Origin of the sequence: Moorena sp. SIO4A5, assembly GCF_010672005.1 — a bacterium.
Classification (GTDB): Bacteria; Cyanobacteriota; Cyanobacteriia; order Cyanobacteriales; family Coleofasciculaceae; genus Moorena.
This window is the reverse complement of the sequence record NZ_JAAHHZ010000003.1, coordinates 170,289-193,475: the sequence shown is the minus strand read 5'-3', so window position 1 is coordinate 193,475 and position 23,187 is coordinate 170,289. Positions and strand designations below refer to the sequence as shown.

The window sequence follows — 23,187 nt, the reverse complement described above, 5'->3', positions numbered from 1 at the left end:
GTCTATCAAAAACAGGAGAACACAAATTGACTTACTCAATCTTGCTTGCTGCTGCATCTGCCGTTCCCAACACCCTGGAATGGAGTCCGACAGTCGGAATCATCATGATTATCTGCAATGTCCTAGCGATTGCATTAGGAAAAGCTACTATCCAGAATCCTAGCGCAGGGCCAGCGTTGCCTATGCCTGAGTTCTTCGGTGGCATGGGTTTTCCCGCATTACTAGCAACCACTAGCCTCGGTCACATCATAGGACTAGGCACTATCTTAGGATTGGCTAACATGGGGATTATCTAGAGCTTAGGAGCTCTAGGGTATAGGGCGAACTGGGATAGTGATGATGGTCAGGTTGATCCAGGGCTGATAATTCACAGCAGATTCTCACCCAGTCACTCGGTCATGCAGTAATCCTAGACACGATTACCCTATACCCGATCTTCTAACAGGTATCCCTGCTTGGCCAATAGTGCTGTACCATAAGCAGCCGCTGTGTGAATAGATGGCAACATCGGTACCATGAGCTGACGCTCTCGAATCCTTGTCCAGGTAGGATTTTTGGCACCACCACCAGCAGTATAGACACAGGTTTTGGGACTTGCTCCGAGCTGTTGTAACAAACGATACCCCCTAGCTTCAATTCGGGCTATGCTTTCAAGGATTCCTTGGAGAAATTCCACGGAATTATCGGGTTTGGGTTCCAATCTTGGGGGGAGATCCGGGTCATTAATGGGAAAGCGATCGCCTGGTCTAAGTAAGGGATAATAATCCAGGGGACTTTCTTGCTCGGGGTCGATTTGAGAGCTGAGACTTTCTAATTCTCTGTCACTGAAAAAGTGTCGTAGTACTGCTCCACCGGTGTTGGATGCGCCACCGGTAAGCCATAAATTTCCCAATCGATGACTGTAAATGCCAAATTTGGCCTCTTCTACACGAGTGGTACTCAATAGTTTAAGTACCAAGGTAGACCCAAGGGAGGTTACCGCTTCACCTGGTTGTTTGGCACCACTAGCGATAAATGCGGCAATACTATCGGTGGTACCTGTACAAACTAGACAATCTGGTGATAATCCCAAGCCGTGAGCTACCTCAGGGGTTACAACTCCAACTGGTGTACCGGGAGCCAAGACATTGGGTAGCATAGATGACACCGGTAGCTGTTTGATCCAGTCGGGATAGCAAAGATTTTCAGGATTATAACCAAGCTTTAAGGCATTGTGATAGTCACTAATGCCTAATTTGCCATGCAATAGAAAGGCTAACCAGTCCGCTTGATGGAGAAAGTATAGGGGATTAGTTTCAGCACAGCTTTTGCTGATTAGCTCTGTACAGTGATACCACCAGAGAAGTTTGGCAAGGCTGGAGGTAGCACTTAAAACGACATGGTTGGGAGGAGCAATGGTTCTAAGTTGTTCCATCACAGCTACTCCTCGTGGATCGTTGTAAAGGATTGGTGCATCTACTGGTTGACCGATGCGATCGCATAACAAAACTGTTGCGGAAGTGCCATTAATTGCGATCGCATTAATTTCACCCTTGATTGACTGGGGAATTTGCTCAATCAGGGAAAATAATACCTTCTGCCACTGTGTTGCGGTATCAATGGTGATGGCTTGGAGTGGAAACGGATATTGAGTCTCGGCAAAGATAGTACCAACAGAGTCTATCACTACTGCCCGTGCGCCAGAGGTTCCGAAATCGATGCCTAGATAGACAGTCATTAGGGATTATGGATTATGGATTATGGATTAGATTATGATGCAACCGTCAACATTCAACCTACCCTAAACCGAGCGCCAAGGGAACATTCAAGCTACCCAGGGTAAACGCATCTAATTTTATGAGTCCTATATATTTCTTTTTATTAAATAAGCACTATATGTTAAAAATGCCTTGTTAACAAGGACAATCAGCCAGGGTTTATTGAGAACTATCCCAGCAATTCTCATTGACCGGTTATATGTATTTCCATAGTTGGGAACATCTGCTCACTTTCATGCTCCAGGGATTGGAGTTAGAACTCCCTCCCAACACTAGTTGATATTTCATACTGAGACTTGCTCGAACTATCCCCGGTTTATTGACAAGATGCGTTTCCCCTGTTAACCTTTATACCTGAAAATCTAAGTAGGTGGATTTAATGATCCCTAAAATAGCGATTGATATTCAAAATGATGAAAACAACTTGAATACAGGCTTCCAGCTTCATTCTCGGATTCTGAGTTTTAAGGTTTATTTATGCCCACCTACTTAATTGCTGGAGAGGTCTAATCTACTCAACTATCATTTTTATTGGAACACAGCAAGGTGGAGACTGCTTTAACACGTAATCCAAATCTAGATCTAACTACACTCTTGTCCCCTAACCTGAAGGGTAAGAAAGACCCCACAGATCCCCTGATTGGGCCCCGTCCAGATTGGTGGTGGACTGGGCTGCGACCTACAGAAGTCCTACATGCCATGCCGATCCCAAATCTAGCCACCTGCACGCGCCGCGAGATTCTGGACTACTTCGATAATGGCTGGCTGATGACCGAAGTTTTGTTGTCAGCACTACAGGGAGAACGGGCATTCCTCGACCCACCCTACCACCAACTTCGTCATCCTCTAATCTTCTATCTATGCCATCCAGCCGTGCTTTACATCAACAAGCTTCGGCTAGCTGGACTAATCCATGAGTCGATTGATCCATACTTCGAGCAATTGTTTGAAACTGGCGTTGACGAGATGTCCTGGGACGATATGTCCAAGACTGAAATGGATTGGCCGTCAGTCCGTGAAGTAGTGGAGTACAGACGGAGTACCTACAAGATTGTCCGAGAATTGATTGAAACCTTGCCCGCCCTGGAAGACGGCCATCCACCTATCACTATGGACAATCCCGCATGGGCACTATTCCTAGGATTTGAACACGAACGCATCCACATCGAAACCGACAGTGTCTTGCTACAAGAGTTGCCACTGTCGGTTTTGCGTCAGCCAGAAGCATGGCCAAACCTGCATCCTTCAGCATTTGCAGAGAGTCAGACCGTTGAGAACGAGTTAATCGCCGTTTCCAGCAAGACCGTGACCTTGGGTAAGCCTTGGGAAGAACCCTCCTTTGGTTGGGACAACGAGTATGGTTCACGGCAGGTAAGGGTTCGGAGTTTTCAAGCCAGTCGATACTTAGTCACCAATCGTGAATTCTACGAGTTTGTTGTCGCTGGCGGATACCAGCAACCGAAATACTGGACAGAAGAGGGCTGGGCCTGGAAGCAAAATCGCAATACTAAATGGCCGACCTTCTGGGTGGCTGATGGGCCAGCAGGACTGCACCAGTATCGACTGCGGACGCTGTTTGAGGTGGTGGATCTACCTTGGTCTTGGCCGGTTGCTGTCAACTGGTATGAAGCGAAAGCCTACTGTGCTTGGAAGACTGAGCAGGATAACAGCCCCATCCCTTACAGACTTTTAACGGAAGCCGAACATCATTGCTTGGGCGGGGGCAAGGAGCCAGTTAATTTGAATCTAACTTGGGGATCTCAAACCCCAGTGAATGCTCTACTGCCTAACGAAGCTGGATTTTACGATGTTTTTGGCAATGTCTGGCATTGGTGTGAGGATGATTTCAATCCTTTGGAAGGGTTCCGGGTCCACCGGCTCTATGATGACTTTAGTACCCCTTGTTTCGACGGTGAACATAAGATGATTCTCGGCGGGTCTTTCATAAGTACTGGTGATGAAGCGACCCGGTGGGCAAGGTTTCACTTCCGGCCTCACTTCTTCCAGCACGCAGGATTTAGGCTAGTTCGATCTGATGATGGTGACGCCACCTGCGATGCAGTACTTATTAGTAGCCAAAGCAGTGGGGTTAAAGCCTATGAAGGTGATAAAATTCTAGCAGAAAACCTGATGCTGCATTATGGGTCGGCTGATGAAGCAATGCCCTACAACTTCGGACCGAAGGATGCCGTGGGATTTCCTCAAAGCATTGCCACACTAACCTTGGAGACAGCCGAACACCTGGGAATCAAGACCAATCGGGCTTTGGATGTTGGCTGCTCCGTTGGCGGCTCAACCTTCGAGCTGGCCCGGGGATTCGAGTCAGTGTTAGGGATCGACCTCAGTGCCACCTTTATTGAAGCTGCCGAGACGCTACGTCGCAAAGGCAGACTGGTTTATCGTCGCCGCGATGAAGGGGAAAACACGAGCCAAGCTGAAGTTTGCTTGCCAGAAAACCTGGATCGCAGTCGGGTGACCTTCCGCCGTGCGGATGCCTGTGCGTTGCCCCCTGAACTCGTTGGGTTCGATGTGGTGTTAGCGGCTAATCTGATTTGTCGTCTACCGAGTCCTAGAGCATTTCTCAGTCGGTTGTGCGGCGCACGCGGGCTAGTAAGGTCAGGTGGACTACTGGTACTAGCAACACCGTTCACCTGGGATGAGCGTTTCACGCCACGGGATGCTTGGCTGGGCGGGCATGATGGCAAGGCTTCCTTTGCTACATTACAAGCAGAGCTAAACCGAGATTTTGAATTGCTCGAAACACAGGATATGCCCTTCCTGATCCGGGAACACGCTCGTAAGTTCCAGTATGTTATCACCTTAGTCAGTTTGTGGAAACGGCGTGACAGTTAAAAAATCTCGGAACGTTGGGTCTTCGGTACTTACTGTTATAAATTGATAGTCTAGCACAGTAAGTACCGAAGACAAAAAAAATTTAGAGGATCTTATAAAAATGAACAAATTCAAAGCGATAATCGACAGGGCTAGCAATGAGGCAGATGAGGAACTTAAAACCCTACAGGATCTTGAAATCTTTGTTCTAGATAATTCTGTTCGTGAAACTACTGTGGGAACTGCTCGTGGTCATGTTCTTGAAGATAAAATCAACATCTTAAAGGCTATTGCTGAAACTGAACTCAATGAAGTGATTCTTGGCACTTATGGAGCTAACAGAAACGTTGATGACCAAATTCCAAAACATTGGATTGAGTTGGGGGGATCCTTAGATAATATGTGGGGATTTAGCGAAGCTTACAGTGCTTTAGATAAATATGGAGTTCCCATTGATGAGCCAGCAGATGGATTGTTGGAAATGGTCAACGATCATAAGATGAGTAATGCTATTATCGAAATAGATTTATGTAGTCCTGCCATCAATTATGAGCAGTTCGATCTCAACCAGTTCATTTTAAACCAAGTGGAGTGGGCTAATAAAAATTTGATTCCACGTGGTGAAAAAAAACTCCCTCCACGCATTCTTGTAAATTTAAGAGATTTCGCAAATTTTGAAACCGATACAGAGGGTTTGACCAGAGCTCTACATCTGATTGAATCCTTGGGCAATCTGCCCAGTAATCAGCGTCCCTTTGGACTGATGATTGAGGAACCAACCGGTTTTTTGCTTCCAGAAACTGTAAGCAAACTGACTCGTATTATTCGTGAAACCATGATTTCGGCAAATTGGTCACATGGTAAACTACTGGTTCACGTACATTGTGGTTTTGGCCTTGCAGAGTCAACAGTTTTAGAAGCATTGGCGAATGGTGCTGATGGGATATGGAGTGCCGTTTGCAAGGCCGGGGCAGCTTTAGGGCATTCATGCTCAAGTATTACATTAACAAATCTAGCCCGGCTTGGCAATAAATTTGTAACTCGTACATACAACCTGCCAGCCATTATTAAAGCTGCCCGCAAAGTACATACCATTGCATCAAAAGAACCTGTTCCTAGGGATCAAGAAGTTTATGGTAAGGAAGCCTTCGATCTCGTGTTCGGTGGATGGCATGGATTCATGGGAGATAAAATGGGTGCTGTTGCTAGAATGATTGGTGTTAAGCAAACTATTAGAATCAGTGATTTTGCCAATGCTGAAATGCTAAATCAAGCTATGATTGAACGATTCGGCGAACCAGAAAAAACCGGATGGGATGAAAACTTATGCAAAAAGATGGAAGAAAAAATTGATGAGCACTTACTTCTAGGAAACAGCTTTAACTACAATACCATCATTGGGTTAGCCCAACTGTATGAATATAGTGGAGGATGTATTTCATCATCCATGCTTAAAATTATCACTTCAGATAGCGATATTTCTGATGAACACCCACTTATCATTAGTCTGAAACAACGATGGAAAAAATTGTCAGAAAAAATAAATTCGCCGTCTCATAAAAATCAATAATAACTGACTTCAAATTATAGCATATTTTGGCAAAATCCAGAGATTACTAAAACGATGGAAGAGATACCCATCCATCATTTTCTTGATGATATTTTCACAGGTGTTAATGTCACAGAAAAACCAAGGGAGATGATTTGCAATTTGTTAGATGTTGACGGTAACGGTTATGTATCTTGGCAAGAGTTTGTCTTTCGTTTGAAATGGGCTATACAACAGAAGGGTCTACTCTACTACCCAACACCGGAAGCATTAATTTTGGGAACTTTTGAATTCATCTTACAGGACTTTTCATAGGGATGGAAAGGTGCGCTTGACCCGTGGCGAATTTAATTACGGGTCAAGGGCACCTAAATTGATAATTTATAATTTGGAATTATACTTCATTCTAAATTCTACCAAAATTAAATCTTTAGCCCACTGCAAAACCTGTATATTGCCGTACTTGAGGATGGCGGAAACCAAGTACAATATCGTTTGCGGGAATACCTGCTTCCAGTAAATCGGTAGCAATCCCCTCTTCCGTATCATCGTATTGAATCCAAATTGTGTCACCAATTAAATCTAGGTGAATTGGTGTAGCGTGTAGGTAATAGTCATCATTCCAACCGATGTCTAATACTAAATAGTGTCCTCGCTGATCATCGAAAAGCACTTGAGAGTCATAGCTGTCAGGTAGGGAAGCACGATAGTCAGCGTGTTCCATTAATACTTTTTTGATGATGTCTTGGTAGTTTAATCTGGTATCCATTCAATGAAGGTTTCACTGTGGAGTTGAGGTTGTTTCTTTCAAATTAAGCGATCGCGTAGCGTAGCCCGAAGGGCTACGCTACGCGATCGCATCAAAAAAGCCATTGCTCAAACATCCCCTATAACTGACCCACTGAACACTAAGCAATAAGCACTAAGCACTCAGCAGTCCTTCCTGTCGCGGGTACTCCTGTAAAACCTCCTTCAAATACTTCCCGGTATAGGACTTAGGATTGTTTGCTACCTCCTCTGGTGTTCCAGAGGCAATGACTTCTCCCCCTTTATCCCCACCTTCTGGTCCTAAGTCTATTACCCAATCAGCACAGCGAATCACATCTAAATTGTGTTCAATCACCAAAACAGAATTTCCTTTATCTACCAACCGCTGCAATACATTCAACAAGTGATGAACATCATAAAATGACAATCCTGTTGTCGGTTCATCGATTAAATACAATGTCTTTCCCGTTGCCCGACGTGACAATTCTGTTGCCAACTTCACCCGTTGTGCTTCTCCACCAGATAATGTCGGTGCTGGTTGCCCTAAGTGGATATATCCTAACCCTACATCTACTAAAGTTTGTAACCGAGATGCTGCTCTTGGAATATTCTTAAATACCTCCAATGCTTCTGCCACTGGCATATTTAAAATATCAGCAATGGAATATCCTTTATACTTCACTTGCAACGTTTCTCGATTATATCGCGCTCCCTTACAAACGTCACATTGTACATAGACATCGGGCAAAAAATTCATCTCAATGATATTCACCCCCTGTCCCGAACAAGCTTCGCAACGTCCCCCTTTGACATTAAACGAAAATTGCCCTGGCTTGTAACCTCTAGCTTTAGCTTCAATAGTTTTAGAAAATACCTCTCGAATTGCATCAAACACTCCTGTATAGGTAGCAGGATTAGACCGGGGAGTGCGACCAATGGGAGATTGATCGATTACGATTGCTTTATTAATAGCGTTGAGTCCCTCAACTTGATCCAATTCTTTGGGAAAGGGTACTTTACGAGTCATATGATGTTGTAATGCCGGGTAAAGTAATTCATTGACTAAGGTAGATTTCCCAGACCCAGAGACACCTGTAATGCTAACTAATTTCCCTAGTGGTATCTCTACCTCAATGTTTTTAAGATTGTTACGATGAGCATTTTTAATCACAAAAGAACGACCATTACCCTCTCGACGTTTACTAGGGGTTTCAATTACTTGCCGTTTTGATAAATACGCTCCCGTCAGGGAATTATCACTTTTGATTATAGTCTCTAAATCCCCTTGAGCAACAATTTCTCCCCCATGAATTCCAGCTTTCGGACCAATATCGACAATATGATCGGCAGTACGAATGGTTTCTTCATCATGTTCTACAACAATCAAGGTATTGCCCAAATCCCGCAATTTGATTAGGGTAGTCAGTAACCGTCCATTATCTCTTTGGTGCAATCCAATACTTGGTTCATCTAATACATACAGAACTCCAGTTAAGCCTGCTCCAATCTGAGTCGCTAGGCGAATCCGCTGAGCTTCTCCACCGGAAAGGGTCATGGCTGGACGGTCAAGGGTAAGATAATCTAATCCTACATCAATTAGAAATTGTAATCGGGCTTTAATTTCTTTGAGGGCAAGGTCTCCAATTTGAGCTTGGCGGGGGGATAGTTGTAAGTTATCAATCCGTTGACGACATTGGCGAATTGAGACACTAGTTAAATCATCAATATGATATTGTCCTAACCGCACGGAGAGTGCTTCTGGTTTGAGCCGTTTACCATGACACTCTGGACAGGGTTGATAAATTAAATACTGCTCTAGTTTTTGTTTTGATGCTTCAGAGCTAGTGTCTTTATACTGTTTTTCTAGAATCGGGATAATGCCAGCATAGCGCTTGTAGTATCCTTTTTCTTTGCCATAAGCAGAATCATTTTGAATATAAATTTTTTCGTCGGTGCCGTAGAGCAGAATCTCTTGTTGTTCAGAGGTTAGCTGATTCCAGGGAGTTTTGATTTCAAAACCATAGGCTTCTCCTACGCTATAGAGTAGGGAAATGTAGTAGGTGTTGTCTTTTTCTGACCACGGGGCAATAGCACTATATAATGGTTGAGTAGGGTCAGGTACTACTAGTTCTGGAGAAAAGGTTTGTAAATTACCGATACCGTGACAAAATGGACAAGCACCATAGGGGGAATTAAAGGAAAATAATCGGGGAGATAATTCTTCCATTACTGCCCCATGTTCTGGGCAAGCAAAGTTTTCTGAAAATACGATTTCTTGAGGAATGTCTTGGTCAGATGAACTGCCATTTTTTGGAGGAGTACGTCTATAATTATGATCAGATTTGACTTCTGCTGACTGTGCTGATGTATTATCTAAAACTTGGATAACTGCAATTCCAGTAGAACGTTTTAGGCAAGTAGCAAGGGAATCGGTAATCCGTTCTTGAATACTAGGCTTTTTGATGAGACGGTCAACCACCACTTCAATGTTGTGGGTATAATTTTTATCCAATTCGATGGTATCGGAGAGGTCAAAGGTTTCACCATCGACTCTGACCCGCACAAATCCTTCCGTGGCTAAGCTGGATAATAGTTTCTTGTGAGTGCCCTTTTTGCCTCGGATAACCGGAGCCAGGATATGGAAGCGAGTCCGGTCAGGGAGTTCCATAATGCGATCGCACATCTGGTCGATGGTCTGGGGCGCAATATTGCGATCGCATTTGGGACAATGGGGTTCACCAGCCCGTCCAAACAGTAATCGCAGGTAATCGTAAATTTCCGTAACTGTACCAACGGTGGAACGGGGGTTATGGGATGTAGATTTCTGGTCAATGGAGATAGCGGGGCTTAAGCCTTCGATGGCATCCACATCCGGTTTATCCAGTTGTCCTAGGAATTGACGAGCATAGGCACTAAGGGATTCTACATAACGGCGTTGTCCTTCCGCAAAGATAGTGTCGAATGCCAGGGAGGATTTGCCGGAACCGGAAACACCAGTAAAGACAATAATGCGATCGCGTGGCAGTTCCAGATCAATGTTTTTCAGGTTATGCTGTCTAGCCCCCCGAATCCGAATGGTGTTTTGAGCAGAGTTAGGGGTGTGGTCCTGGGTGTGGTTGAGGTTAGAGGATTTTGGCATGACCGACAGCGGCTTTAAACTCCTTAACAATAGTAGCGCTATCCGTTCCCATAGTAATGTTCAATAAGCATTCAGCCGTTTGCCGGACGCCCTCTAGCTTTCAGCTTCAGCGATCCCAGACTTCAATTATATAGTTTTTGTATAGTTTTCAGTAAGCTCGCGCACACTCCAAAGCCCACTCCCGAGCTCCTGAGCCCCCCTGCCGATTCAATCTATAAATTATAGAGAATAGATACAGCGTTTTTCATAACTATGAGCTACACAGGTTTTTTGCCCTGTTCCGAAGTCCCTGTTCCGAAGTCCCTGCTCCCTGCTCCGAAGTCCCTGCTCCCTAAAATCTATAACGAAAGTACCTCACCCAATTCAAAACCGCTGTATTATAGTTACTTAGAGCTGATTCGTAAAGTAAATCTTAAGAAGTCTGAAAGCCTTGCTATGATTGTCTTTTCGGTATTAAATAGTTCAATTGTTCTATTTTAGCGCAAGCCTTATCCTACAAGGTTTAGTGCGAGTTTACGAATCAGCTCTTAAACCGACATGAACTGACCATTACGTCTAAGTCAAATGATATTACTATGGAATCGAAAATTCTGGAACTTTTTGCGCAGTGAAAACCTTGATAAAGTAATGGGGGTTATTATAATAATCATTACCATTAACACCATCACTATATCATGGCTGGAACCAGATATCTCAAAAGCAGATGCTTTCTGGTGGAGCATCGTCACCCTAACAACTGTTGGCTATGGTGATATCACCCCTGTCACAGTTGGTGGTCGCGTTATTGCTATTCTCGATATGTTTGTGGGGATTGGATTCTTAGCCATCTTCACCGCTAGCCTCGCTGGTATTTTTGTCGATCAAAAACTCAAAAATGATCTAGGTATGGGATCTTATAATTTTAACAATCACTTGATTATTTGCGAATGGAATTCTAGAGCAAGATTTATCATCAATGAGTTGCGAAGGTTTCCTAAAACTCAAGATGAGAAAATTATTTTAATTGCTAATATAGACCGGAAGCCTATCGAAGACAATAATTTGTTTTTTCTTAAAGGTAATGTAAGTGATGAAACCTTGATTCGAGCCAACTTGATCCAGGCTAGAACTGTTATAATTTTAGGGGATGACAGTATAGATGACACAGCTCGCGACGCAAAAGTTATACTATCTACCCTGACAGTAGAAAGTATTAATCCCAAGGCTTACACAGTTGTGGAGCTGGTAGATGAAACTCATGTTAAATCCTGTCAGCGGGCTAAGGTTGACGAAATAATCGTTAGTAGTGAGTTAAGTAGTATGCTCATTTCCCAAGCTGCTCTTAACCATGGAATTACCAAAGTTGTCTCTGAAATATTAAGTACTCAAACTGGGAACAAGCTTTATAAAATTGCGATTCCTGACTCTCGGGTTGGTAGTTCCTTTATGGAAGTATTTACGTATATGAAGCAAGCCTATCAAAGTATTGTCTTAGCGGTACAAAAAGGAATTGAAGGAGACGTTATCTCCAATCCACCGACAGATTATAAACTTGAGAATGGTGACTATTTAATTGTCGTTTCTCAACACGAACCACGACTGCTAAAGAAATCTTAAACGAGAAATCTTAAACGTAAGTGTGACCTGTGAACTGTGACCTGTGATGTGTTAAGTAACAATTTGAAATTTGAAATTTGAAATTTTCAATTGACGAATACCCTTCCAGGATAAGTAGTCAACCGCAACTAATATCACGTCGTCATTCCAGGCTGATAGAGGCTGGAAATTATCAGTAAATTATCAGCAAATTTTCAGCCTCTGTTCAGCAACAACTAAACCAAGAAACCAATAATCCTAGTCAAGCTACTAACCTAAAATTATCCACTTGATGGGGTGCCAGCAAAATCAGTTTTGAACACTAAGTTTTGAACACTAAGTTTTGAATACTAAGTTTTAAACACTTAGCTGATTAACTCTACGGATAATGATGTAGCTACATAGATAGTTGAGCAACACACTCATTGACAAATCTACCATATTGATATCATTGATCAGGATCACCATGAAGCATTCAATTATTAAATCACTCAAAATCATCACCATGGTTACGGTAACCTCTACACTAGCCATGGCATCTAGCGCAACAGCAGCTACCCTCAAGGTGACAATTCAAAGCCTGGCACCGGACAACGGCACGTTATTGACTCCAGTCTGGGTAGGTTTTCATAATGGTCTTTTTGATATTTATGATCGGGGTGAGGCAGCTTCACCAGGACTTGAGCGCATTGCTGAGGATGGCAATGCAGCAGTGCTTAGTGAAGAGTTTTTTGCTAGTGGTGCGGGTTCAGTTGATGGGGTAATTCCTGGTCCAAATGGTCCAGTTGCTTCTGGGGATATTGCCCAAGCCACATTTACTGTAGATTCTACTAGCCGTTACTTCAGCTACGCAGCAATGATTCTTCCCAGTAATGATGCTTTCATTGCTAATGGCAACCCCTTGGCTATTGAGATTTTTGATGAAGAAGGTAATTTCACTGGAGCTGACTTTACCGTTCTCGGTTCTCAAGTTCTGGATGCAGGTACTGAAGTTAACGACGAGCAGGAGACGACTACTGCTTTCTTCGGTCAAACTATTCCTGATACCGGTACACCAGAAAACGGAGTTGTCACCCTGCATCCAGGTTTTATTCCAGGTGGACCGATTTTATCAACTCCGGCGTTTGCTCAAGCTGACTTCACAGTGGATGGCTACCAGATAGCACGTATCAAAGTCGAGAAAGTGCCAGAATCTTCTACTACTGGAGGATTACTTGCTATCGGTGGGTTGTTATGGCTGGGTAGCCGCTGGCGTCAGAGTCTTAACAGATTCGCCTAAATCCCTTTGGCAATTGACCATTGACAATTTTAAATTGTTTTCCCTTCTTGATTAACAACACTACATAACTAGTCAACATAAGTAGTGCAACATTTAACCTGTACAAACCTACTCACAAGCAGATAGGACGATGGTATAGCATTAGTTTTAACTAATGGTTGTTGCCGACAAAGCAATGCCAAAAGCATTGCGCTATTTTTATTAATGGAGGCTCTTCTGCCTACTCTCAAACCGCACTGTAACTTCACTCAGTCCATTATTTTACGTCGCTTAACTTACGACCAGCTGCCAAAGCTTTTAGTTCTTCGTTGGGCGGTAGTCTTCCCTTGTTAAACAAGTTACTAACTTATTTGATTATAAAACAGTAGATAATGTTTGACAAGGTTTAGAGAGCTATAAGGCTAATAGTTGCACCTCAACTAGACTCAAGTTGACACTCCCCGGTCATTAGACGCGGGGATTCTTGCTTGGCCGTAGGCCACGCTACGCGAACAATGAGTCAACTTAACTTGCTCAACCAGACCGGAGCCAGGAAGAGTAGAGATCGATTCTCCACAAGCGTTTAGATCTTTCACGTTCGCGTAGCGTGACCTACGGTCAATCCAGGTTCCAGTGTGCCGGAAACGAAACCTTAGTAGAGGGTCGCCTTAGTTAATAAGTTTTGACCCTTTTTCTCATAGCCAGTCCCCTGTAAAGGCGACCCTCTACTTACGGTAACTTCAAACCCCACCGTACCCAAGGCTGTTACGGTCGATGCCTGGTATTATCCAGGGCACCTCCGCTTTCGGCTAAGGCCGACGCTGCGCGAACAGAACTGGACGTGAGACTTTCACCTCATCCAGCTCCTAAGTAGACCTCTCCAAAAACTTGAAAGGGGAGCATGTCACTTATGCAGCAACATTAGTACGCTTATCTGGGGAATGGGGAATGGGGAATGGGGAATAGGTAATAGGGGGAGCATGGCGAGCAGGTCAATTTGGTGAGAACGCTTGAACTAGAGTGTTTTCAGGGTTTGAATAGCGTACATGAGTTATTTTAGTACTAATGTTGCTGCGAATAAGACATGCTCCCCAATGATCCAATCTCCGCGTCCCCGTGTAAAATCTTATTTGTTTGACAATAAAAAACTTATCGTTCCGAAAATTTTATCTAAATCGGTAATAGTAATTCTCAACTTGCTTTTGGTGAATTCATCGGATACTAATTTTCCAAATTGCCATAATTCTCCATCCGTTACGATCCCATACACGGGAAGTTCCTCAGCTTTATTTAATTTTTGCACAGCAATCAACTCAGCTAGACATTGCCCCCATCCCTCACTAAAATCATTCTTTTTTGCTTCAACAACAATGACGATTGGAAAACCCAAGACGGTCTTACCTAATTCTGATTTTATTGAGAACAAGTAATCAGGCGTTCCATTTAGTTTAGCATCGTATGTTATGGACTTGTGGCTCCAAAGAGTATATTTATCAATAAAATCTTTATAAACTTCTCTTAAAATTGGATAAATAATATTTTCGCATCTTGATGATTCAGATGTGTATATATCCATGTTCTGTTCGCTGAATTCAAATTCCTTAACAAACAGATCGGAAGGTTTTAGATCTGTAATTTCAATAAAGTATTTTTCCAAATACTTGATATTATACTCTTCTTGAACTTGAGCAATAGTTTTATAATCACTAAAAGCCATTAATAACTCCTATTTTATTTTCAATCTAACAATCGAGTTTTGAAGCCCGCTAATTATGCCCACTTTACAAGCAATTGTACTAGATCCGATCGCTCCATAACTACACTCCTACAATAAAAACTACTAGCGTTCTGCATTTTACATTGAGAGGCGGCTGTTGTCTTAAGCAGTGCCTCAGAAGTACATACCAACCTCCCTTCGCTGCTGATAAACAGGCAGCTGCCTCTACCCAAGAGGATATCAACGATCAGCGATTGGCCGTAGGCCACGCCTACGGCCAATCGCACTACAAAAGAGCGATCGTGCTCATTATACTTTCAGAACCTTCAGTATTTCATCATTTGCCTGGTACTCATATTTATTTCTGATGAAATTTTCAGCCACTTTCATCCTTGTTAACGTTGATTCCCCGCTGGACAGTTTCTCTTCTTTTGGTACATACACTTTCCTTTGAAAGACGTTCGTAGCTATATAATTTGCCCATGGATCTACTATAATATCCACAGCTACTTTCCAATTACCATTTCCATGGGGCTTAATCTTTACATAAGTATGTCCCCACTTTTGATCTGTTACTATCTGTATCGTCTCACGGCTTATCTTGCCTTGATTTGCCAATATCAACGCTGCTTCTATTGCGTTAACATCACAATCACCATATCGTGCAATTCGACAACGGCTGAGATAATCTATTATATCACTATAATTTCCAGCATTTAGATCAATTTGCTTTGGTTGTATGTATTCTGCTTTTAATTTTTGCAAACGGATTAGTGGGGCATCCGTCTCTTGCCCAAATTTATTTTTTTATGGCTTGAGTAACCCCTGATATCCAGTTAACTTGGTACCGTTCTCGATCCACTCTGTTGTGTTCTTCTTAAATACCTCGGTTTTATTTTTCATGAACTCACCTCCACCTGTAGAACCAGTTACTGAAAGTTTCTAAAAATCACTAACTTGATTGGTGTTTTTTTTAAGTATTATATTGCAATATTCACCATTTTTATCTCCTTTACTTGTTTAAGAGCGTAGTTAACTGGATAATCTGCTTATTGAGTAGCTCGCCTGTAAACTGCTTCTGTAAATAAGACTATTTCCAAGAATAATTTCTGAATTTTTTGACTTAAAACCCTTTTTCTAGGCGTAGTGGGCCAGCAAGGTTAAAACAGTTCAATCTAAACTCTAACCGATCGCTTGTAAATTCTCAATAACCGCTGTGGGTTCAAACAAATGGGTATTGAGCTGGCCCCCTTGTCAAGAGTGCATAAATCTGGTTCAACAAAGATATGACTGAAAACCCCGTGCAAGTGAAAGATGACCAACTCACCGACCTTCATGAGGTCGAGAAGCTGCGTGTGCTTGTCGGGCAACAGGCTGAAATGATAGCAGCTCGGGAGTTGCAAAATAAAGAGAAGTCCCAAGCGCATCGGTGAATTGGAGGAAGAGTTACGAGGGAAAAAGAAGCTGAATAAAAAGCCCCAACTGAGTGCGAGTAAGCGTGGGCGTAGGCAAGCAGCAGGAGCAACAGCACGGAGACGGAAAACGTCCGCGCCTCAGCTAAAGGTCGTAAGAAAGCTCAGTTCGTGGTGGACAGTTCAGTCCTCCCTCATTTTCTCTATCTTCTGCATAAATATTAAAATCATACACCTAAAAGCCTCAGAACACGGGGTTTTGGCTTGGGGAATTCGATAAACGCGATCGCGCTATTTGTCAGGTTTGACTTGGCATAGTGCGATCGCTTTTAGCGGAAGCTTCGCTTCATCGCGAAGCGGAGGCCGAAGGCCACATCGCTTTTTTTACACCAGTGCTTCGCCCCATTTCCCGCCTTTAACGACACCCGACACCCTACCCCCTACTCCCGACACCCTACACCCTACACCCTACACCCTACTCCCTACTCCCTACTCCCGACTCCCTACCCCTTGACCAACCGCAAAGTTCAAGAGATAATTTTCTTGTAATTATTTAACAAATCTTAAAATACTAACCTTGCAGTACGAGCCAAGAACCATATCTGACTACTACCGCCAGCGTTCTCGGCTAGTCTGGGGACGCAGGATGGCTTTGGTAGGGGCATTGATTACCTTTAGCATCAGGCTAGGGTGGGATTTCGTCACTGGTAGCCTTGCCCAAAATCAACCTCAACGAGCCTGGGAATTTCGTGAAAAGCTGACTCAACTTGGTCCAACCTTCATTAAATTGGGACAAATCCTTTCCTGTCGTCCTGATATTGTTCCTCCTATTTATTTAGAGGAACTCACTAAATTACAAGACCAATTACCTCCTTTCTCTAATCACATTGCCTATCAGTTAATTGAAGAAGAATTAGGCGATAACTATAACAACATCTATGGCTCACTGAGCGACAAACCCGTAGCTGCTGCTTCCCTAGGACAAGTGTACAAAGGGACACTCAAAACTGGTGAAATTGTAGCAGTAAAAGTGCAACGCCCTGGTCTGGTGGAGTGTATTTCCCTAGATATCTATATCTTGCGGAAAATAGCAGCATGGGCCCAAGAATCAATCTCCTTTGTTCACAGCGACCTAGTAGCACTTATCGACGAACTAGCTATTCGCTTGTTTGAAGAAATGGACTATACCCAGGAAGGTCGCAATGCGGAACGATTTGCCCAACTTTACGGTGACATTAACAATATCGCTGTACCACGTATATATTGGCAATACTCGGGGCGGCGGGTGTTAACCATGGAGTGGATAACTGGGACTAAATTGACGGAACTAGAAACCATTAAAGCCCAGGGATTAGACCCGAATACCCTGATTGATGTAGGATTTCAGTGTTGCTTGCGGCAACTTTTAGAGGAAGGTTACTTCCATGCTGACCCTCACCCTGGCAATTTATTGGCTACCCCTGATGGGAAATTGGCTTATCTTGACTTTGGCATGATGAGCTCGGTAGAACCGTCTTATCGGTATCGCTTACTGGAATCGGTTGTCCATATTGTTATTGGTGATTTTGAAGGTCTAGCACAAGACTATGTGAAGCTGGACTTTTTGCCACCGGAGACAGATGTGACCTCGCTGATTCCTGAACTAACTGATATTTTTGGCGGGGTGATGGAAGCTACTGTGTCAACATTCGGCTTTAATCGTATTATTCGGAAGCTATCCCCCTTGCTTTATAAATATCCATTTAAATTACCCACTTACTACCTCCTGATTTTCCGCAGTGCCGCTACTTTAGAAGGGATAGCGATTAAGCTCAATCCCAATTTTCAGCCCTTCAATGAAACTTATCCCTATGTTGCCCAACGGCTGTTGACGGATTCATCCCCCCAATTAAGGACTTGTTTACAGGAAATTGTGTATCAAGATGGTGGAATTCAATGGCATGTTTTGGAGGAGTTATTAGGTCAGGTGCGCACAAGTAGGAAGTTTGATATTAGTGCGCTCCTAAACCAGGGGTTAGAATTTCTCTACTCCGAGCAAGGGAGTATCTTGCGTAATGCTCTGGTTGAAGAGATGGTTACCAGTTTAGAGAATCTTTCATACAAGACTCTTGGGCAGATAACTGCATCGGTGGGCTTGGCGGTTAATGTAACTGGAAAATTAGAGTCTCCTAACCTGGAGCGGATGCAAAAGATTGGGGCTATGATTATTGAATCCTCTAGGTTTGACCTAGAATCGGTACCGAAGATGCTGGAACTTTTGTTAAAGCAGGAAACTCAACGTCTAGGTCAGCAAATTGCTTCCGAAATTGCCAAGCGGATGTTTCGGTAACAGAAAAGTTATTGTGCTGCGCCCAGGGAATAGGGAATAGGGAATGATGCGCGCTTGTCACATAGCGCTGCATCTCTTTGTAACTTTTTATTGGGTCATTTTTTATTGGTCAGTTGCTCTAGATTAGGATAATCAGGATAAGAAAATTGTAGTTAGTATTTACATATCAAGTGAGTTCGGTTGAGTTTTCGGTTGTTGCTGATGAAAGCTCAAATCCCTTAACTATTTATAATTTTTGATTGTCGCACGATTTGTAACCTCTATTAAGAAATTACTGGATTTATTAGAGCTGATTCGTAAACTCGCTGTAATCCTTGTAGGATAAAGCTTGCGCTAAAATAGAACAATTGAACTATTTAATAACCAAAAGACAATCATAGCAAGCAGGGTAAACGCATCTAAATTTGTATTAAAATTTACAGTGAAAAAATAAACAATAGTATCAAAAATCTAGAATTACCCTGTTGATTCTCAATAAGCGCAACTTATTCTCAATTATTGGCCGTGTTATCCTTGGTCGATTTGAGAGTACTCTACATTCTGGTTTCGTACACAAATCCGACTTTGATTTTTGTTCAAAGTCAGCGGAAAATTTGTTGACTTTGAACAAAAAAAACTGCTTTAGGATGGGATTTATTCGAATTTCACAAAAAATTGAGTTAATCAATTTTTTGTATGTTACCATTTATACCAAATAAGATGCGTTTACCCTGTCATAGCAAGGCTTTCAGACTTCTTAAGATTTACTTTGCGAATCAGCTCTTAAGGTTTGACTAATGCCGGTTAACCCCTTGAGGGTTGAGGGTTTCTGAGATAGCCTTGATGGCATAAAAGCTTTTGATATATAAATATTTTCGTTTGTCAAGTACATTTTTTACAACATTCAATCGATTACTGTGCTATTCTTTTCAAGTGTGCTGGATAAGCATATTTGTGCTATCTAGTATTTTGTTAATAACTACTAGACTGGCACAACTAAAATAGTTCAATAAATTTTTCAGCTAAACTTTTCCGCTAAACCCTTTTTCAAACTAGATCATAGTATTTTTATAAAGCAACATTTAAGGTGTCCAAGCTCACTACAATAGAATAGGCATCTAGTAAAATTGGGTTTTCAGATGTAATTGACTTTCTAAAACTTAAGGATAAAAAATAATGAAGTCCATAAAGATTACTATTTATGATGATACACTCCGGGATGGGGAACAGCAAGCAGGACTTTTCTTTGATCGGGAAACTAAAGCGAATCTTGCTGATATGATTGCAGCTACTGGGGTTCACAAAATCAATCTCATGCCAGCAATTCATCCGACAGAAGCTTACCTTGTTAACGAACTTATGAGCAAAGGTATGGCTGATAAGATTACTGCTATGACGATGATGGGAACTAAGTTTATTGATCAATCTTTGGAGACTGGCGTTCAGAAAATTTTATTATTTCATGCTGTATCGGATCGGCTACTATTTCTGCGAGACAAGCAAGTGCAGAGCCAGCTGGAATATCAAGGTAAAACGATTGATGATGATATTCCGATAAGCGTGATTGAGCAAGTTCGCTGGTCTATGCTAGAAAAGACATTAAAGCACTTGGAGTATGCACGTGATCGTGGCTTAGAAGTTTATTTTGGTGCAGAGGATGCAAGCCGTGCAGATTTTGATTTTTTAACTCAGTGTATTTCGAAATTTGAACCTTATGTAGAATTCTTTTTACTCGCTGATACAGTGGGATGTCTAACCCCAGAAAAGACCCATTTTTGGCTTAGTAATCTTTTGGAAGTGACCAATGGTGCTCCCCTAGGGGTACACTTTCACAATGACATGGGTTTAGCACTTGAAAATACTCTCCAGGCTATCCATGCAGGCGCGATCGCCGTTTCTGGAACATTTTCGGGAATTGGAGAACGTGCAGGGAATGCCCCTTTAGAGCAGGTTTTAGATGGATTAAGAATGCGTTGGGGCTGGGAAGTTGAAGGAATTAATTATAGTGCTTTGGAAGCTGTCACAGAGGCTTTAGCTCGTCTCGGAGTCCGAGCCAATCCTCCCTACTCTCCTGGAACTCATAGGCAGGAAACGGGTATCCATCTCCATTCATTGCTGTGCGATCGCCATAGCTACACAATCTTTCCTGATCAGGAACCAGAAATCTGGTTTGGCAAGTGCAGTGGGGCGAGTAATTTCAAATATCTCTTTGAGCGTCATTTAAATCAGTCACTGCCCCAACAATGCTACGAGCAACTCCGAACCTCTCTCAAAGAGTTGTCCATTCAAGAACAGCGTAGTTATTCGACATCGGACGTTTTGAGTCTGATAGAACAAGATCTCTTACCGATGTTTCCCCAAATGGATAACGGTGTGGCAGATAGCCAATGTCTCAAAGATCCCAATTTAATCAGATTTCGAGTTGAGCAAATTAGCCAAATGTCTAAGGCAATGCTTAATGCGCTTCTGGAGGTGTTCAATCAGTTTGGTTGCATTATCATTGCTTGCGATGGTGTCTCTAACTTTCGGCAAAACCTGCTTGATATAGGCTCACATTTTGGTCAGATTATGCCTCACCGTATTTCTGATGATGACGGTATCGTAACTGTAACACCCACGCCTGGGGCAAAGTACACGGCTCTAACGGGGCAACCGTTTGACTTTCATACTGATGGGAGTTTTATGCCAGTTCCTCCCAAAGTTGTTGCCCTGCAGTGCATTGTTGCCGCCGACACCGGGGGAGAATCTCAAGTTGTCCAAGCCGAAACTCTCTACAATTTTCTAAAAGAACAGGATCCCATTGGACTTCCAGCACTCTTTGAACCTGATGCTGTAGTAACGACAACCGTTGATGGTGAAGTTTACCGAGGTCCTGTTTTTGTACGCGCAGATAATCGCGTGATGTTGACTTATCGACCCAGCGATCATCAGGTTACAGTGCAAGCCAAACCAAAGGTAGCTCAAGCTTACAATCTTATTCAAGGTTACCTTGAGAATGGGGCAGACGAGTTACAGTACAAACTTCAGCCGGGAGAAATTCTGATCATGGATAATACCCGAATCTTACACACCCGCAAACCATTCAAGGAAAATCAAGGTGCAAAGCGTAAGTTTCATCGTTTATGGCTTGACGGCAAACCTGATCATCACAAACTTGCACACAATCAACTAAAGTTTGGTTTTAGTATTTCGGGTTAAACATCGTTACCAGCCAGTATTGCTGGGCAAGGGTTATAGCGATCGCTTTGGCCAATATATTTCACAAATCATTTAGGACTGCTATATTAGGTAGTGGTACACAAGTAGTGATTTTAGCTCCCGAAACCTCCATCAGACCGTAGCAAAAATAACTATTTTTGAGAGCAGATGAAAAGTAAAGAAGCCAATGAAAAAGCTATCTCTAAAGAATGGTTGATCTTATTGGCTGTGAGTTTAGGAACGTTTCTGTTCTCGCTAGATGTTCATATTGTCAATTTGGCTTTGCCAACACTGGTAGAAGATTTGCATAGCGATTTTGCCACGGTTGAGTGGGTTCCCCTAAGTTATTCCTTAATGCTGGCAGTCCTGGTGCTTTGTGTGGCTCGATTAGGGGATATGTGGCGCAAGAAATTGCTCTATATAATCGGACTTATAGCATTTGCCATAAGTTCATTGGTGTGTGGAACCGCTACGACAATATACTTATTGATTGCAGCACGGATATTTCAGGGTCTTGGGGCTGTGTTTATTGCAGTACTAACCCCTGCGATGGTGACTGAGGTGTTCCCCAATGAAAAGCGAGGGTTCGCTTTGGGGATCGTTGCTAGCACGGGTTGGGCTGGTGTGTCATTGGGACCGACAGTAGGCGGTTTACTCATAGAGCATTGGGGGTGGCGTTCAGCTTTCTTGATTAACGTGCCCATTTCTTTAATCGCTATGGTATTGGTGATTGGAGTAGCTCCAGGGGGGAGCAGTCATTCAGGTCAAAAGTATTTTGATTTTCAGGGAGCTTTGATTTTAGGGATAACGTTGACCTGTTTTTTACTCGGGATGACACGCTTACAAGAAGGGGATAATGGTGGTAATATAACTCTAGTTTTACTGGCGTTCGCAGTCATTGGTTGCGTTAGTTTTTTGTGGTCTCAGAAACAATCTGCTCAACCCTTGCTTAACCTTAGTTTATTTCGAACCCTGGAATTAAGTTTAAGTCTAATTTTAAGCGTATTTTCCTATACTTTTTCCAATACAGTAATTTTTATTTTACCTTTTTTTCTAGAACTCGTTAAGCATTATTCCGAGCAAAAGGTTGGCTTATTAATAGCAGTCGTGCCTATATTAGGAATATGTGTAGCCCCTGTAGCAGGCTCCCTGGCAGATCGCTTTGGCGAAAGAAGCATTAGTACGATCGGAATGACATTATTATTAATTGGCTGTTTGGCGATCGGCACCTTTAGCGAAGAATTGACGGTTAAGGGCTATTTATTGCGGATAATTCCCTTTGGAATCGGTTTCGGTTTGTTCCAACCCCCTAACCAAAGTGTGATTATGGGCAGCGTACCTCCAGAATATCTCAGTGTTGCCTCTGGACTCTGGTTCTTTTCACGAGCCTTAGGTCAGGTTATGGGTATAACGCTGATTGGAATTTTGTTTTCGCGCTTATCTGCTAGCCAACTCCCAGTAGACACCCCATTTTCAGTTACAACAGCGCCAGTTGAGGCTTTAGTGTTTGGAGAACAAGTAAGTTTTCGGATTGTCTCTGCCATTCTTGTGATTGCGGTAGTTATATCTGGATTCCTATGGCAGCGGCAAAATCAAAGGTGTTGCTGAATAGTGGAATGGTTAAACCGAAAGAAGAATTTTTTCCTTGTTCCCCGATTTCCGATTGATTCCCTT

General features: G+C 42.8%; 17 protein-coding genes. 12 read left to right on the top strand and 5 right to left on the bottom strand.

Annotated features, from left to right (window positions below):
• Positions 1-26 precede the first annotated feature (26 nt).
• Complete coding sequence (gene psaK, locus F6K57_RS03135; protein ID WP_075899863.1) at positions 27-296, top strand: photosystem I reaction center subunit PsaK; 270 nt, start codon at positions 27-29, stop codon at positions 294-296.
• Between the two features lie 128 nt (positions 297-424).
• Here psaK and F6K57_RS03130 read toward each other — a convergent pair whose 3' ends face one another.
• Entirely contained in the window at positions 425-1,717 is a 1,293-nt protein-coding gene (locus F6K57_RS03130) for an FGGY-family carbohydrate kinase (RefSeq protein WP_293064748.1), read from the bottom strand.
• Between the two features lie 586 nt (positions 1,718-2,303).
• On the opposite strand from F6K57_RS03130, the gene ovoA reads away from it, so the two are divergent.
• The 3 genes from ovoA (at position 2,304) to F6K57_RS03115 (ending at position 6,453) form a co-directional block, all read left to right on the top strand.
• Entirely contained in the window at positions 2,304-4,610 is a 2,307-nt protein-coding gene (gene ovoA / locus F6K57_RS03125; RefSeq protein WP_293064746.1) for a 5-histidylcysteine sulfoxide synthase, read from the top strand.
• A 100-nt stretch (positions 4,611-4,710) separates the two neighbouring features.
• Positions 4,711-6,159, top strand: a complete 1,449-nt coding sequence (locus tag F6K57_RS03120; RefSeq protein WP_293017576.1) for a hypothetical protein — start codon at positions 4,711-4,713, stop codon at positions 6,157-6,159.
• A gap of 54 nt (positions 6,160-6,213) precedes the next feature.
• Positions 6,214-6,453, top strand: a complete 240-nt coding sequence (locus F6K57_RS03115; RefSeq protein WP_293064743.1) for an EF-hand domain-containing protein — start codon at positions 6,214-6,216, stop codon at positions 6,451-6,453.
• Positions 6,454-6,568: 115 nt separating this feature from the next.
• On the opposite strand, the gene F6K57_RS03110 is transcribed toward F6K57_RS03115, so the two are convergent.
• Together F6K57_RS03110 and uvrA are read right to left on the bottom strand one after the other, a co-directional pair.
• Positions 6,569-6,907: a XisI protein gene (locus F6K57_RS03110; RefSeq protein WP_293017336.1), complete on the bottom strand. Its 339-nt coding sequence runs from the start codon at positions 6,905-6,907 to the stop codon at positions 6,569-6,571.
• Positions 6,908-7,060: 153 nt separating this feature from the next.
• Positions 7,061-10,045 (bottom strand): excinuclease ABC subunit UvrA, encoded by a 2,985-nt coding sequence (uvrA, locus tag F6K57_RS03105; protein WP_293064739.1) that lies wholly within the window; start codon positions 10,043-10,045, stop codon positions 7,061-7,063.
• 252 nt (positions 10,046-10,297) lie between these two features.
• Between uvrA and F6K57_RS03100 the strand changes: the two genes are divergently transcribed.
• The 3 genes from F6K57_RS03100 to F6K57_RS03090 all read left to right on the top strand — a co-directional run bounded on the left by F6K57_RS03100 (position 10,298) and on the right by F6K57_RS03090 (position 12,899).
• Positions 10,298-10,525, top strand: coding sequence for a hypothetical protein (locus F6K57_RS03100; RefSeq protein ID WP_293017338.1), 228 nt, complete (start codon positions 10,298-10,300; stop codon positions 10,523-10,525).
• A gap of 84 nt (positions 10,526-10,609) precedes the next feature.
• Entirely contained in the window at positions 10,610-11,641 is a 1,032-nt protein-coding gene (locus tag F6K57_RS03095; RefSeq protein WP_075899869.1) for a potassium channel family protein, read from the top strand.
• Between the two features lie 445 nt (positions 11,642-12,086).
• Positions 12,087-12,899, top strand: coding sequence for a spondin domain-containing protein (locus F6K57_RS03090; RefSeq protein ID WP_293017340.1), 813 nt, complete (start codon positions 12,087-12,089; stop codon positions 12,897-12,899).
• Positions 12,900-14,004: 1,105 nt separating this feature from the next.
• Here F6K57_RS03090 and F6K57_RS03085 read toward each other — a convergent pair.
• Together F6K57_RS03085 and F6K57_RS03080 are read right to left on the bottom strand one after the other, a co-directional pair.
• Positions 14,005-14,595: a hypothetical protein gene (locus tag F6K57_RS03085; protein WP_293064734.1), complete on the bottom strand. Its 591-nt coding sequence runs from the start codon at positions 14,593-14,595 to the stop codon at positions 14,005-14,007.
• Between the two features lie 309 nt (positions 14,596-14,904).
• A complete protein-coding gene (locus F6K57_RS03080) occupies positions 14,905-15,360 on the bottom strand; it encodes a hypothetical protein (protein ID WP_293064731.1) in 456 nt (151 codons plus the stop codon).
• 521 nt (positions 15,361-15,881) lie between these two features.
• Here F6K57_RS03080 and F6K57_RS03075 point away from each other — a divergent pair.
• The 5 genes from F6K57_RS03075 (at position 15,882) to F6K57_RS03055 (ending at position 23,121) form a co-directional block, all read left to right on the top strand.
• Positions 15,882-16,028 carry a hypothetical protein gene (locus F6K57_RS03075; RefSeq protein ID WP_158517248.1) on the top strand — a complete coding sequence of 49 codons (147 nt, stop codon included), beginning with the start codon at positions 15,882-15,884 and terminating at the stop codon, positions 16,026-16,028.
• A gap of 274 nt (positions 16,029-16,302) precedes the next feature.
• The gene (locus F6K57_RS03070; protein WP_293064728.1) at positions 16,303-16,521 is read left to right on the top strand and encodes a hypothetical protein; all 219 of its coding nucleotides are present in this window, start codon (positions 16,303-16,305) and stop codon (positions 16,519-16,521) included.
• 63 nt (positions 16,522-16,584) lie between these two features.
• Entirely contained in the window at positions 16,585-18,336 is a 1,752-nt protein-coding gene (locus F6K57_RS03065; RefSeq protein WP_293044877.1) for an AarF/ABC1/UbiB kinase family protein, read from the top strand.
• Between the two features lie 1,155 nt (positions 18,337-19,491).
• The gene (locus F6K57_RS03060) at positions 19,492-21,513 is read left to right on the top strand and encodes a TauD/TfdA family dioxygenase (RefSeq protein WP_293064724.1); all 2,022 of its coding nucleotides are present in this window, start codon (positions 19,492-19,494) and stop codon (positions 21,511-21,513) included.
• A 168-nt stretch (positions 21,514-21,681) separates the two neighbouring features.
• Complete coding sequence (locus tag F6K57_RS03055; RefSeq protein WP_293064721.1) at positions 21,682-23,121, top strand: MFS transporter; 1,440 nt, start codon at positions 21,682-21,684, stop codon at positions 23,119-23,121.
• Positions 23,122-23,187 lie beyond the last annotated feature (66 nt).